The sequence below is a fragment of the Streptomyces roseus genome, from assembly GCF_001044425.1.
Lineage (GTDB): Bacteria > Actinomycetota > Actinomycetes > Streptomycetales > Streptomycetaceae > Streptomyces > Streptomyces roseus.
Window position 1 is genome coordinate 116,832 of record NZ_LFML01000102.1, and the last position, 12,995, is coordinate 129,826.

Sequence of the window (12,995 nt, forward strand, 5' to 3'; positions counted from 1 at the left end):
TGCTGGAGGCGCTGGAGCGGCCCGGCACCCGTGAGGTCGCGGTCGATCTCCGAGAACTGGTCTTCCGCGACTCCGCGGGGCTCAACGCCCTCCTGGTCGCCCGCCTCGTGGCGGTCGCCGGCGGACGGGTCCTGCGTCTGGTGGCCCCGGGTCGTCAGGTCACGCGCCTGCTGGAGGTCACGGGCGCCGACTCCGTCTTCACCATCGGCGACCGCCAGGTCGTTTCTCAGGCCGCGCCTTCGGACCGTGGCGGGGCCGCGAAGGAGTGCCGTCCGAAGCAGGGCGTTCCGCAGCAGCTCAGGTGTGCAGGAGGCTGTTCGGTCCGTCCTGGTGACCGGCGCTCTCGTCGTTGAACCAGTGGTCCCCCGCCGCCAGGTACCGGAAGGCGTGACTGCTCCTGCTCGGCAGCTCGACGGTGACGGCGCGCTTGCCGTCCTTGCGCGGCCGCAGGGTGTGGACGCCGGGCTGCCAGTCGTTGAAGTCGCCCACGACGCTGACCGGACCGGGCGGAGCGTCGGCCGGGAGGACGAAGGTGACCTCGGTGCGGTCCTTGCTCGACCTGCGCTCCAGCATGGGGGCTCCAGACTGCGGGTGACTCGGGGAGGGCTACGGGCTCATCCTCGGCGGCGGACGCCCGGGCTGCACGCCGGCGCCGCTGGCCGAGTGCCGACATCACCCGCCCACCGCATCGACATCACCCGCCCACCGCATCGCCGAACGGCTGGAGCGGGCAATCCCCCGAAAGGGCGAGAGGAACCTGTTCGAGCGAGTTTCAACGGCATCGCGTCAGACCTGCCAAGCCCACCAGGACCGACTGGAACATTTGTTCACGATCGGCCCCCGATTCGGGCGTGACCGGCCCGATCGGGAGCCGTTCTTAGAGCACCAGTACCAGTCGTGCGCCCATCCGGAGGACTCCGTGAATGCCCCGCCGAAGCACCCAGACACGCCTTCCGCAATCGAACATCCCGGATCCGCCTGGTGCGCGCGACCGGCACCGGCTCGTCTCCGGGTTGACGCCCCCCGCGCCCGTGCCCGCGCCTCACGTCCGGATACCGGGAGGACCGCGTGAGCCAGGAGTCGACGATCGGATCCGGCGCCGCGGAGGTGTCGGACTCCGAGCACCTCCTCTTCGGCGGTGAGCTGGCCTACGACCTCGGCTGGGGCCAGCACGAGGGCGCCTGGCTGCGGCTCGGGCTGTGGACGATGGCCCGGCAGCTCCCCCGCCTGGTGGGCACCGGCCTGCGGCTCGCCCACCTGGCCGACCCGCGCGCCCTGCGCATCGTCCTGACCTCCGAGGCCTGCCGCGGCATCGCCCAGGCGGTCGGCCTGGTCGCCGTCAACAGTGTGCTCGGGCACGTCCTCGCGGCCGGCAGCACCAACGAACGCCTCACCCAGGCGGTACCAGCCCTCACCGTCGTGGCCCTCACCGCGTTCCTCGGATCGCTCCTGCGCTCGGCCTCGACGGCGGCTACCGGGGCCCTGGAGCCGAAGGTGCAGCGCGTGGCGACGGAGCAGTACCTGGGGCTGGTGCACCGTACGGAGCTGTCGGCGATCGAGGACGACGAGTTCCACCGGCTCCTGGACGCGGCCCGGTACGGCGCGGACTCGGCCCGGCGCATGATCCGCTACTGCACCAACACCCTCAACGCCGCCGTGTCGTTGATCGCCGCGGCCGGGGTGCTGACCATCCTCCACCCGGTGCTGCTGCCGCTGCTGGTCCTGATGACGCTGCCGAGCGCCTGGAGTTCGCTGGTGATCTCCCGTCAGCGGTACATCTCCTTCCACGCCTTCGTCCAGCATGCCCGGGCCGGTCACCTGCTCGGCCAGTTACTGACGCAGAAGGAGGCGGCGGCGGAGGTACGCGTCCACGGCGTCGGCCCCTTCCTGCTGGGCCATTTCCGGACCATGGCCGAGACCAGCGAGCGCGAACAGACGCGGCTGGCCCGCCGGGCCGCACGGATCGGGCTCGTCGCCGACGGCGCCGGCGGCCTCGCCACCCTCCTCACGTACGGCGCGCTCGGTGCCCTGTTGTGGGGCGGGGCGATGGAGCTTGCGGTGGCGGGCACGGCCGTCCTGGCCATCCGTACCGGCGCGGCCAGTCTGGACAGGTTGGTGCTCCAGGTCACCGAACTGCATCAGGAGTCGCTGTTCGTAGCCGACTTCGAGCGGCTGTGCCGGGAGGCGGAGAACCGGGCCATCCCCGTGGGCGGCGAGCCGCTGCCCGAGCGGCTGCGGGAGATCCGGTTCGAGAAGGTCACGTTCACGTACCCCGGCGGCGGGAGCGGCAGCGCCGTGCCGGAGCCCACGCTGCACGAGGTGAGCCTGTCGTTCCCGACGGGAAAGATCATCGCGCTGGTGGGCGAGAACGGCTCCGGCAAGTCCACCCTGGTCAAGCTACTGGCCGGTCTGTACCTGCCGGACGAGGGAGGCGGCACGATCTGGTGGGACGGGACCGATGTCCGCACCGCCGACCGCGACCAGGTCTTCGGCCGCGTCGCTCTGATGTCGCAGGACTTCTACCAGTGGCCCTTCACCTTCCGGGTGAACGTCGGCATCGGACAGCCCGGCACTGCCATCGGCGACCGGGCGGTCGAGGAGGCAGCCGCGTTCTCCGGAGCCGACCGGGTCCTGGACGACCTGCCGCGCGGGCTCGACACGCTGCTGGCCCGCGGCTACCGCGGCGGCCACCAGATCTCGGGCGGCCAGTGGCAGCGCGTCGGCATCGCGCGCGCCAAGTACCGGCAGGCCGAGATCCTGATCGTCGACGAACCCACCAGCGCGCTCGACGCCGTCGCGGAACAGCGGGTCTTCGACCAGATCAGGTCCCTGGCCGCGACCACCGGGCAGACGATCGTGCTCATCACCCACCGTCTCCACTCCGTGCGTCACGCGGACCTGATCCACGTCCTGAAGGACGGCCGGGTCGCGGAGTCGGGGACCTTCGAGGAACTGATGGACACCGCTACGGGCACCGGGGACTTCCGGGACGCCTACCTGCTCCAGGCCTCGGCCTTCGATGCCGAGATCCCGGCCCAGCCCGCCGACCACGACGCCCTGCGCGCCGAGGACCACGCATGACCGCCCCCTTCGACCCGCAGGCACACGCCCCGGTTCCCCACGACGTGCCCACCGCCCGGGCCGCCCCGGAACATCGGCTGACGAAGGCGGGACCACGGTGACGCTGCCCACCCCCCGGCCTTCCGCCCGCAGGAAGGCGCTGTCGATGCCCGTGCTGTACGCGGTCGCGCTGGTCCTGGGCGCGGTGACCGTACTGTGGCGGTCCCCGGTCAGCCGCTTGACCGCGATGCCCGTCCCCGGACCTCCCCCCTGCAACTCCGCCCTCGCCCGAGGTGCACGTCCGCCCGCTGATCCTGCGGGTGCGGCCCCGCGGCCCCGCGGCCCCAGAGCGCCGCCGACTCCGCCATCCCACCGTCCCACCGGCCTGTGAGGCCCTCCTGCCGCCCTCCCGCGCGCGCATCCGCGATCTCGTCACCGCCTACCCGGAGCGCTGCCGCCGCTGAAGTGCCGTTGCTGGCCACCCTGTTGCGGTTGCCGGACGAAGACGCCGAGCCCACGAACCGCTCGACCATGCCGGGGCACATCACGTGCAGCGCGGTCGTCGTCGCCACGACCGCCGTGTCCTGCACGTCCAGCACAACGTCTTCGGGCTGCCGCCGGCACCGGGCGGGCACGCAAGGCCGCGTCCTCTCCCGACGCCCACTGCTGGTGGAATACCCAGGCAGCCATGCGGCTCCCCACCCCTCGCCTTCAGCGCCGGGCACACGCCGCCTCGGCACGCGAACAGGCACAGGGCGGGCAGGCGCCCTGGCGGTGGCGTCAGGATGCGCAGACGTCGTGGGCTGCTAGCGGGAGGGAGCCGCAGGGGATCAGCGCCATCTCTCGGGCGGTCTTGATGGCCCGGGCGATCCGTCGCTGCTGCCGACTCGTCACGTGGGTCACCCTGCGGCTGCGGATCTTGCCGCGGTCGGAGATGAACTTCCGTAGCAGATCGGTGTCCTTGTAGTCGACGTAGTGGATGCCGGCGGCGTCCAGCGGGTTGGTCTTGCGCTTGGTCGCCTTGGGCTTGGCAAGGGCGCGGCGGGGCATGTCCGGTTCCTTTCGCAGTCAGTGGATGGGGTCGAGCAGTTCGTCGAAGGCGTGCGACAGCCCGGCCCACGTCTGCGGGCCGGCCGCGTACTCGGCGTCGTCGAGCAGGCAGGAGTCGAGCAGCAGCATGAGGTTCTCGCGGTCGAGGTCGGGCGAGGTGAAGGTGAGGTGCTGGCAGCGGTCGCCGTGCTCGGGGTGCCAGTCGAGTGCGGCGGCCACGCGCCGTTCCGCGGGCACCATCTCCCAGGCGGCCTCGGGGAGTGCCGCCAGCCAGGGGCCCACGGATTCCACGCACAGCGCGCCGCCCGCGGCGTCCCAGGCCAGCAGGGTGTCGGGCCGGTCGGCCAGCCAGAACCGCCCGCGGATACGGGCGGCGGCACAGGTCAGATGCTCCAGCGCCGCATGCAGCCGTCCCGGATGGAAGGGCCTGTCGCGCCGCCACACCAGGGTGGTGACTCCGTGCTCGTCGACCTCCTGCGGCAGCAGAGCGCACGCCGGATGCTGCCGGGCGGCCGCCGCCTCGAGGTCGAACCCGGCCAGCAGGGCGGGCGCGAGGGTCCCGTCTGCGACCCGGAGGTGGCGGGCGGCGGGTGTCAGTTGGGCGAGCAGGGCCGAGTCGCTCTCGTCCGCGGGCTCGTCGCCCGCGGCGAGGGCGATGACCGTCGGGTACTCGATCTGCCGGGCGAAGGTGTCGGCCACGGTGCGCCGGTCGGTCGGGGCGGCCGCCAGGCCCGCTTCGGCCAGGTCGTCGCCGTTGGACAGGTAGGGCAGTACCAGCGCCGGATCGACCGCGGTGGCCACCCCGGTCAGTTCCAGGGACGCGCTCTCCGCCGCGATGACCGCCGCCATCGCCTGCGGCTCGACCGAGTCCCACAGCTCGACGACGGCCAGCCGGTAGGTTCCCGCGCCGGCGAGCCGCACGAGCTCCGGGACCAGGTCCTCGCGCAGCGCGCAGCAGGCGCAGTCGTTCACCAGCGGGGCTTCTCCCCATGCGAAGGGGCCGTTGAGATCGCGGATGACGCGGCGTACCGAGCCCTCGGGCCCCGTGGACAGGTCGTGGTGCAGGACGACGGTGCCGGGGACGGCGCGCAGGATGTCTGCGACCGCGGCACGGCGGGCGCCCTCGCACAGTCCGCCGACGATCACCACCGGCAGCCGGGTGGCAGCGCTCACCGTCCCCCCCTTCCCCGCCCGTAGCGGCGCTCGAAGCGCTCGACACGGCCCGCGGTGTCCAACACCCGCTGGGTGCCGGTGTAGAAGGGGTGGCTCTCCGAGGAGATCTCGACGTCGATGACGGGGTAGGTGTTGCCGTCCTCCCAGTCGACGGTCTTGTCGCCGGTGGCCGTGGACCGGGTGAGGAAGGCGAAGTCGGCGGCGCGGTCGCGGAAGACGACGGGCCGGTACGCGGGGTGGATTCCGGGCTTCATCGGGCTCAGCGCTCCTCTCGGAAGTCGACGTGGCGGCCGACGACCGGGTCGTACTTGCGGAGGGTGATCCGGTCGGGGTCGTTGCGGCGGTTCTTGCGGGTCACGTAGGTGTAGCCGGTTCCGGCGGTGGACCTCAGCTTGACGATCGGGCGCAGTTCGTTTCGTGCCATGGTCGGCAGCATACACGCTATTGGTTTTCATTTTCATTTAGCTGCTACGGTGAGGCCACACCACTCCCGAACAGACGAGGAACCATGTCCGCCCACTGCCAACTCACCGGTCGCCGCCCCGGCTTCGGCAACAACGTCTCCCACTCGCACCGCCGCACGAAGCGACGCTTCGACCCGAACATCCAGAGCAAGCGCTACTGGCTGCCCAGTGAGGGCCGGCATGTCCGGCTCACCCTCAGCGCCAAGGGCGTCAAGACCGTCGACACCATCGGCGTCGAGGCGGCCGTGGCCCGGATCCGAGCCCGGGGAGGAAAGGCCTGATGGCCAAGAAGAGCAAGATCGCCAAGAACGAGCGGCGGCGCCTGACCGTCGCCCGTTACGCCGTGCGCCGCGCCGCCCTGAAGGCGATCATCGCCGGCCCCCGGACCTCCGACGAGGAACGTGCGGCGGCCCAGCGGGAACTGCGGCGCCAGCCCCGCGACGCCAGCGCCACCCGTGTCCGCAACCGCGACGCCGTCGACGGCCGCCCCCGCGGCCACCTGCGCGCCTTCGGCCTGTCCCGCATCCGCGTGCGGGAGATGGCCCACGCCGGCGAACTCCCCGGGGTGACCAAGAGCAGCTGGTGATCCGGCAGCTCGACCCGACACCCCCTCGCGACCCCGATCCGGGGATCCGACCCCGGACCGCCCGGTCGGCCCCTCACCACGCCCCCCCATTCGACCCCCTGGAGGTTCCCATGGCCGTTCCCAAGCGGAAGACGTCCCGCAGCAACACCCGCCACCGCCGCGCCCAGTGGAAGGCGAGCACCCCTCAGCTGACTCCGGTCACCATCGACGGCTCGGTGCACCTGGTGCCGCAGCGCCTCGTAAAGGCGTACGAGCGCGGCCTGCTCCATCCGGAGGGCTGAGCCGCATGGCACTGGACCACCGGCTGCCGGTGACCGTCCTGACCGGCTTCCTCGGGGCCGGCAAGACCACCCTCCTCAACCACGTGCTCGGCAACCACGAGGGCCTGCGGGTCGCCGTCATCGTCAACGACATGAGCGAGGTCAACATCGACGCCGCACTCGTGCGCGGCGGTGGGGCGGCCCTGTCCCGCACCGAGGAACGCCCCCGCGACGACGGCGCCGCTCTCGGCGACCTGGCCCGCCTGGACACGATGGTGACGGCGGTGGACGCCGCGAACTTCCTCGCCGAACTCGACGGCGGCGACGAACTCGCCGCGCGGGCCTGGACCAGTACGAGGACGACGGGCGCACCGTCAGCGACCTCCTGATGGACCAGGTCGAGTTCGCGGACGTGCTCGTGCTCGTGCTGAACAAGCTCGACCTGGTCGGACCGAGGACGAGTTCCCGGAGTGGGAGACGTACGGCATCGACGCCACTTGCGAGCACGAGCACGCAGCGGCCTGACGCCCCGGCCCCGGACACCCCGGGCCGGATGGTGCTCGCAGCCCGATCACCGTCCGGCCCGAAGAGGCCCGATCCGATCACCGTCCGGCCCGAACAGGGACACGCGTCCCGCGATCTGATCACTCGTCAGTAAAGTCGCGCCTTCCCCTGCGACGCCAGATCCGGAGTGCCGGGCAAGAGGACGTCATCCAGCCCTCGCGCTCACACATCAGCAGGTCAGCGCACCCGTCCGCGTGGCTTCAGGTGCGTCGGCGGGAGTTCGGGGGACGGGATGGGGGGTCCGTCGTAGCCCTTCACCTCGCCGAAGCGGGTGCCCGTCATCCAGTCTTCGCGGGCCTGCGCGATGTCCTCGTGGGAGCGGCCGATCCAGTTCCAGAACATCACGATCTCCTCCTCGAACGGTTCGCCGCCCAGGAGCATGAGGCCCGCGTCCGAGGTCGCGCGGACGGGGAGTTCCGTGCGGCCGCAGCCGAGGTACAGCATCGAGCCCGCCAGGACCGGGACGCCGTCCACGTGGGCCTCGCCCGACATCGACAGCACCGCGTACTCGAAGTCCGGGTTCAGGGGGAGCCTGGTCTCCGTGCCCGCCGCCAGGGTCAGGTCCGCTCCCACGATCGGGGTGTACGCCGTACCGGGCGAGGTCGCGCCGTCCAGGGTGCCCAGGATCACCGTCGCCGTCAGGCCCGGGGCGGTCACCTGCGGGAGCTCCGCGTGGTGCTGGAAGTGCGGGTCCACGTGCCGGTGCTCCTCCGGGAGGGCCACCCACAGCTGGGCCCCGTGCAGGATGCGGCCGTGCGCGCGGGGGCTCTCCTCCGAGTGGCTGATCCCGCGGCCCGAGGTCATCAGGCCGAGCTCGCGCGGGCGGATCGTCTCCAGGCTGCCCACGCTGTCGCGGTGGAGCACCTCGCCGTCGTGGAGCCAGCTCACGGTCTGGAGACCGCAGTGGGGGTGCGGGGCGACCTGCATGCCGGGTTCGCCGGCGATGTCGTCCGGCCCGTAGTGGTCGACGAAGCACCAGGCGCCCACCATGCGGCGGCCCAGGTTCGGCAGGAGTCGGCGGACCTCGGTGGATTCCCCGAGCCTGACCGTGCGCGGGCTGAGGAGCTCGCGCACGGGTTCGGCCACGACGAAGCCGCGGCCGCCGCAGGCGGAGAGAGCGGGCTGGCGATCGAGATTGCTCATACGGCACAACTTAGTACCGCCGCCCGTCCCGCGTTCGGTGGAATGTCCGGCCACCCTCACGTGTTGGAGCGTGCGAAAGCACCACCCGAACGGCGGAAGGGGCCCCATGAACGCGCCGACCACGTACTTCGAGCACGGCACGGCTGCCGAGCGCTGGGAGCGCGCCCGGCTCTTCTTCGACGCGAAGGAGTACGCGAGGGCCGCGCAGATCCTGCGCGCGCTGGCGCAGGAGGCCCCCGGCCAGCTCGCGCCCCGGCTGCTGCTGGCCCGCGCCTACTACCACTCCGCGCAGCTCTCGCGCGCCGAGCAGGAGCTCCGCGCCATCCTGGAGGACTGGCCGGTGGAGGACTACGCGCACCTGATGCTCGGCCGGACGCTGGAGCGCCGGGGCCGCGCCGAGGAAGCCCGCCCCCACCTGCGGATGGCCGCCGCGATGGCGGGCGAGTTCCCCGAGCGGTGAGGCGATGGTGCGGGGCCGGGCCGCCTCCTCGGTTAGCCTGGGGTCACGATGAACCGTCTGACCACGCCTTTCGGCTCCTACGAGCTCACCCGCTTCCCCGAAGACCCGCGCGACCAGCTCCGCGCCTGGGACGCCGCCGACGAGTACCTGCTGCGCCACCTCGACGCCGGTACCGGCGACCACGGCCCGGTGGACCTGTCCGGCGCCGGGCAGATCACCATCCTCGGGGACCGCTGGGGTGCGCTCACGACGGCGCTGGCCGCGTACCACCCCGTGCAGATCACCGACTCCTACCTGGCCCGGGCCGGCACCGCCGCCAACCTGGACCGGGCCGGGATCGGCACCGCCAAGTCCACGGTACGGCTGCTGACCACGCAGGACGCGCCGCCCGAGCGGATCGACGTGCTCCTCGTACGGGTGCCCAAGAGCCTGGCGCTGCTGGAGGACCAGCTGTACCGGCTGGCCCCGCACGTGCACGCCGGCACGGTCGTCGTGGGCACGGGCATGGTCAAGGAGATCCACACCTCCACGCTGAAGCTCTTCGAGAAGATCCTCGGCCCGACGAGGACCTCGCTCGCCGAGAAGAAGGCCCGGCTGATCTTCTGCACGCCCACCGCCACCTCGACGCGTGCCGTCGACCCGTGGCCGGTGACGTACACCCTGGACGAGGACGCGGGCTCGGGCGCCGGCCTGACCGCCGTCAACCACGCCGGCATCTTCTGCGCGGACCGGCTCGACGTCGGCACCCGCTTCTTCCTCCAGAGCATCCCGAACAACACGAACGGCGCCCGCGTCGTGGACCTGGGCTGCGGCAACGGCATCGTCGGCACGGCGGTCGCGGTCGCGGACCCCAAGGCCGAGATCGTCTTCACCGACGAGTCGTACCAGGCCGTCGCCTCGGCCAAGGCCACCTTCCGGGCCAACGTGCAGCGCGAGCGCGAGCGGGCCGACTTCCTCGTCGGCGACGGCGTGTCCATGCTGGACCCGGGCTCCGTCGACCTGGTGCTGTGCAACCCGCCGTTCCACTCCCACCAGGCGACGACGGACGCGACGGCGCTGCGCATGTTCGCGCAGTCGCGCAAGGTGCTGCGTCCGGGCGGGGAGCTGTGGGTGGTTGCCAACCGCCACATGGGCTACCACACCCACCTGCGCCGCCTCTTCGGCAACAGCGAAGTCGCCGCGAGCGAACCGAAGTTCGTGGTGCTGCGGGCGGTCAAGCAGGAGGAGCGGCCGCGCCCCATGTGACCTGCCGGTACACCCGCCGGTAGCTCCCCCGGTTCGCCCTACACTCGGCCGCGTGAGCAGCCAGGTACGAGAAGACGACGGTACGGACGGCAGTAGGCCGGGCCGTACGGACGGCAGTACGCCGAGCCGTACGGACGGCAGTAGGCCGGGCCGTACGGACGGCAGTACGCCGAGCCGTACGGACGCCGGCGCGGACGGCGCCGGCGACGGCCCGCGCTACCGCCGCGAGGACCTGGCTCGCGCGGCCGGCGTCAAGGTGCGCAACCTGCGCTACTACCAGGAGCGCGGGCTGCTCCCGCCGCCGCGCCGCGAGGGCCGTATCGCCTGGTACTCCGCGGACCACCTCACCCGGCTGCGCCTGATCAGCGACCTCCTCGGACGCGGGTACACCGTCAACGGCATCGCGGAGCTGCTGCACGCCTGGGAGGCCGGCGGCGGCCTGTCCCAACTCCTCGGCTTCGAGCGGGCGATGACCCGCGACTGGGTCAACGAGGAGCCCGTCACCATGTCCCTGGCCGAACTGCGCCGCCTGTTCGGCCCGGCGGGGACGGCCGAGGACACCCGGCGCGCCGCGGAGCTGGGGTACGTACGGATCGACGGCGACCGGGTGACGCACCGGAGCCGGCGGCTGCTGGAGGCCACGCTCACGCTCGTGCGCCAGGGCGTACCGCTCGCGGAGATCCTCGACGCGGGGGACTTCGTGCAGACGCAGGCGGCCGCGGTCGCCGACCGGTTCGTCGGACTGTTCCGGCGGCATGTGATCGGACCGGACGGATTGGAGCGGCTTTCGGCCACCCAACTGGATCACGTCTCGGACGCGGTGGCCGCGCTGCGTCCGGTGGCGGGCGAGGTCGTGGCTTCGGAGTTCGCCCGCGCCATGGCGCAGCGGGTTGAGGCGGAGGTCGCCGAACTGCTCCGCAAGAAGGCCTGAGGCGGTCCAGGAGGCGGTGACCGACCGGTAGGAGTCGGCCGAAAAGGCACGGCCGAGCAACCTTGCCAACCCCCATTGGCACTCTTACATTCAACTCGTCGGTAACAACGGTGCACAGCCGAAATAAGGGACGATCTCATGGCAGATTCCCCCAACTTATCGGATTCCTCCGCTCCGCCCGGCAGAGATGGGATGAAGGACGGCGAGGGAGGCGGCCGCGTCCGCTGGCGCCGCTTCGCCGTCCTGACCATCCCCGCCATCGCCGTGACCGCGGGTCTCGGCCTCGCCCTCGCGCAAGGTGCGCTCGCCGCCTCCTTCGCCGTATCGGGCCAGCAGTTCAAGGTGTCGGCGACGAGCCTGGAGGGCGAGGGTTTCGCCCAGTACGGCAGCATCGACGTCAACGCCCGCGAGGAGCTCATCCCCGTGGCGGTCACCGCCATCAAGGAGGCCAAGCTGCACAGCCTCTGCCAGTCCGTCGTCACCACGCTCCCGGTCGTCGGCGACATCTCGCTCAACCTCACCGCGGGCAAGAAGGCCCCCGTCGAGGCCAGCAACCTGTTCGTCGACGCCACCCAGCTCGCCGGCGACGCCGTGTTCAGCAACATCGAGATCGGCCGCGACGCCTCCACCCTCGACAAGGGGCCGGCGGAAGCCGTGGGCATGCAGGACCTGTTCGCCCAGCAGGCGGACACGGTCAGCATCACCGGTCTGCAGCAGACGGCCTGGGCCACGAACGCGGGCACCTTCAAGCTCTCCGGGCTCAGCATGAACATCAGCAAGGGCAAGAAGGAATGCTTCTGAGCCTCCGGCGGCGGTGGCGGCAGTGGCGTCGGGGCAGGCCGTTCTGGGGAGGGTTCTTCGCGATCCTCGCCGGGGCCGAGATCTGCGTGCTGCCGCTCGCACCGCTGAAGGTGATGCTCCAGCAGGGCATCGCGGGCATCCCGTCCGTCCTGATGGGCATCGTCATGATCGTGCTCGGCCTCACCGCCTGGTTCTCGCCCGCCCAGCGCAGCCTCGCGGGGGTCCTCACCACGCTCATCGCCACCGCCGCGCTGATCATGTCGAACCTGGGCGGGTTCCTGATCGGCACCCTGCTCGGGATCCTCGGCGGCGGCCTGATGTTCGCCTGGCAGCCGAACGCCCCCGCCCGGCGCCCGTCCTCCGAGTCCTGCGAACCGCAGTCCCCCGCCCCCACGGGAACCACCCCCACGCGAACCACTCCAACCGGCACCACCCCAACCGGCACCACCGCGCACCCCGATCCCCAAGGAGCACAGCCATGAGCCGCACGCGTACCGCGCTCGCCCTCGGGTTGGCCGCCGCCGGAGCGCTGTCGGTGGCCTCGGTCACCGCCACCGCCGCGCCCGCGCCGCTGGCCGGATCGACCACCGTCACCCCGGCCGGGCACTCGTTCAAGGCCACCCTCAGCGGCAAGGCCACCCTCAAGGCAGGTTCGGTGACGGTGACTTGTACGGTCTCCGTCTCCACCGGCACCGTCCCTGCCGCCCCCGGCAACCAGAACGCCTCCGGGCCCGTCTCCTCCCCGATCTCCCCGCCGACGTACAGCTCCTGCACCTCCAGCATGTTCGGTGTGACCCCGACGGTCACCACCAGTGGTGCCTGGTCGGTGTCGATGCAGAACGGCTCCCCGATCACCGCCACCATGACCGTCCCGGCCGGCGGCCTGGTCGTGCAGACCTCCGGCCTCGCCACCTGCACGGTCACCGCCGCACCGACCGCTCCGGCGAACGTCGCCGGGAGCTGGACGAACGGCGCCCCGCCGAGCCTGACCTTCACGAACGCCTCCGTGCCGGTGACGGTCACCGGCGGGTTCGGCTGCCCGACCAGCGCGACCTCCTCCGTCTTCAACGCCGTGTACAAGGTCACCGACACGACCGACCCGGCCCAGCAGATCACCGTCGGCCCCTGACCATCGGCCCCTGAACCCCGGCCCTTGTCGGCCGCCCCCGACAGGCGGCGACCGACCGTACGAGGAGGCCCGCCGGCCCCGGAGTGATCCGGGGCCGGCGGGCCTCTCGGCGGTACCGGGGCTCAGCGG

Annotated in this window: 17 protein-coding genes and 1 pseudogene; 12 read left to right on the forward strand and 6 right to left on the reverse strand. The window is 71.8% G+C overall.

Features of this window, described 5'->3' with window-relative positions; translation table 11 throughout:
- The coding region (locus ACS04_RS36595) for an STAS domain-containing protein (protein ID WP_158977479.1) at window positions 1–353 on the forward strand (353 nt) is incomplete at its 5' end.
- Here ACS04_RS36595 and ACS04_RS24235 read toward each other — a convergent pair.
- Entirely contained in the window at window positions 298–573 is a 276-nt protein-coding gene (locus ACS04_RS24235) for an isoamylase early set domain-containing protein (protein ID WP_048478829.1), read from the reverse strand. The genes ACS04_RS36595 and ACS04_RS24235 overlap by 56 nt on opposite strands.
- A gap of 495 nt (window positions 574–1,068) precedes the next feature.
- Between ACS04_RS24235 and ACS04_RS24240 the strand changes: the two genes are divergently transcribed.
- Window positions 1,069–3,081 (forward strand): ABC transporter ATP-binding protein, encoded by a 2,013-nt coding sequence (locus tag ACS04_RS24240; protein WP_048478830.1) that lies wholly within the window; start codon window positions 1,069–1,071, stop codon window positions 3,079–3,081.
- Window positions 3,082–3,840: 759 nt separating this feature from the next.
- Here the strand turns inward: ACS04_RS24240 and rpsR are convergent.
- Genes rpsR through rpmG form a run of 4 tightly spaced genes read right to left on the reverse strand, consistent with a single transcriptional unit; the run spans window position 3,841 to window position 5,707 of the window.
- Window positions 3,841–4,110 (reverse strand): 30S ribosomal protein S18, encoded by a 270-nt coding sequence (rpsR, locus tag ACS04_RS24250; protein WP_048478832.1) that lies wholly within the window; start codon window positions 4,108–4,110, stop codon window positions 3,841–3,843.
- A gap of 18 nt (window positions 4,111–4,128) precedes the next feature.
- On the reverse strand, window positions 4,129–5,283 hold the full coding sequence (locus ACS04_RS24255) for a CobW family GTP-binding protein (RefSeq protein WP_048478833.1): 1,155 nt from the start codon (window positions 5,281–5,283) through the stop codon (window positions 4,129–4,131).
- The gene (locus ACS04_RS24260) at window positions 5,280–5,537 is read right to left on the reverse strand and encodes a type B 50S ribosomal protein L31 (protein WP_048478834.1); all 258 of its coding nucleotides are present in this window, start codon (window positions 5,535–5,537) and stop codon (window positions 5,280–5,282) included. Before ACS04_RS24260 ends, ACS04_RS24255 begins: the two co-directional genes overlap by 4 nt.
- A gap of 5 nt (window positions 5,538–5,542) precedes the next feature.
- Complete coding sequence (rpmG, locus tag ACS04_RS24265; protein WP_048478909.1) at window positions 5,543–5,707, reverse strand: 50S ribosomal protein L33; 165 nt, start codon at window positions 5,705–5,707, stop codon at window positions 5,543–5,545.
- Window positions 5,708–5,791: 84 nt separating this feature from the next.
- On the opposite strand from rpmG, the gene rpmB reads away from it, so the two are divergent.
- From rpmB to ACS04_RS24285, 4 genes and pseudogenes are all read left to right on the forward strand, one after another.
- Window positions 5,792–6,028 (forward strand): 50S ribosomal protein L28, encoded by a 237-nt coding sequence (gene rpmB / locus ACS04_RS24270; protein WP_048478835.1) that lies wholly within the window; start codon window positions 5,792–5,794, stop codon window positions 6,026–6,028.
- A complete protein-coding gene (gene rpsN / locus ACS04_RS24275; protein ID WP_048478836.1) occupies window positions 6,028–6,333 on the forward strand; it encodes a 30S ribosomal protein S14 in 306 nt (101 codons plus the stop codon). Before rpmB ends, rpsN begins: the two co-directional genes overlap by 1 nt.
- A 110-nt stretch (window positions 6,334–6,443) precedes the next feature.
- Window positions 6,444–6,614: a 50S ribosomal protein L32 gene (rpmF, locus tag ACS04_RS24280; protein WP_048478837.1), complete on the forward strand. Its 171-nt coding sequence runs from the start codon at window positions 6,444–6,446 to the stop codon at window positions 6,612–6,614.
- A gap of 5 nt (window positions 6,615–6,619) precedes the next feature.
- Window positions 6,620–7,062 (forward strand): annotated as a pseudogene (locus ACS04_RS24285) (CobW family GTP-binding protein); the annotation flags it as partial.
- A gap of 272 nt (window positions 7,063–7,334) precedes the next feature.
- Here the strand turns inward: ACS04_RS24285 and ACS04_RS24290 are convergent.
- Complete coding sequence (locus tag ACS04_RS24290; RefSeq protein ID WP_048478838.1) at window positions 7,335–8,300, reverse strand: pirin family protein; 966 nt, start codon at window positions 8,298–8,300, stop codon at window positions 7,335–7,337.
- A 106-nt stretch (window positions 8,301–8,406) separates the two neighbouring features.
- Here ACS04_RS24290 and ACS04_RS24295 point away from each other — a divergent pair, with 106 nt between their 5' ends.
- The 6 genes from ACS04_RS24295 (at window position 8,407) to ACS04_RS24320 (ending at window position 12,866) form a co-directional block, all read left to right on the forward strand.
- Window positions 8,407–8,760: a tetratricopeptide repeat protein gene (locus tag ACS04_RS24295; RefSeq protein WP_048478839.1), complete on the forward strand. Its 354-nt coding sequence runs from the start codon at window positions 8,407–8,409 to the stop codon at window positions 8,758–8,760.
- Window positions 8,761–8,817: 57 nt separating this feature from the next.
- Window positions 8,818–10,005: a methyltransferase gene (locus tag ACS04_RS24300; RefSeq protein WP_048478910.1), complete on the forward strand. Its 1,188-nt coding sequence runs from the start codon at window positions 8,818–8,820 to the stop codon at window positions 10,003–10,005.
- Between the two features lie 52 nt (window positions 10,006–10,057).
- Window positions 10,058–10,936 carry a MerR family transcriptional regulator gene (locus ACS04_RS24305; protein ID WP_245236518.1) on the forward strand — a complete coding sequence of 293 codons (879 nt, stop codon included), beginning with the start codon at window positions 10,058–10,060 and terminating at the stop codon, window positions 10,934–10,936.
- A 192-nt stretch (window positions 10,937–11,128) separates the two neighbouring features.
- Window positions 11,129–11,737 (forward strand): DUF6230 family protein, encoded by a 609-nt coding sequence (locus ACS04_RS24310; protein WP_048478840.1) that lies wholly within the window; start codon window positions 11,129–11,131, stop codon window positions 11,735–11,737.
- Window positions 11,728–12,219 carry a DUF6114 domain-containing protein gene (locus ACS04_RS24315; protein ID WP_048478841.1) on the forward strand — a complete coding sequence of 164 codons (492 nt, stop codon included), beginning with the start codon at window positions 11,728–11,730 and terminating at the stop codon, window positions 12,217–12,219. Before ACS04_RS24310 ends, ACS04_RS24315 begins: the two co-directional genes overlap by 10 nt.
- Complete coding sequence (locus ACS04_RS24320) at window positions 12,216–12,866, forward strand: hypothetical protein (RefSeq protein WP_048478842.1); 651 nt, start codon at window positions 12,216–12,218, stop codon at window positions 12,864–12,866. The genes ACS04_RS24315 and ACS04_RS24320 overlap by 4 nt, the downstream gene beginning before the upstream one ends.
- The last annotated feature ends 129 nt before the right edge of the window (window positions 12,867–12,995 follow it).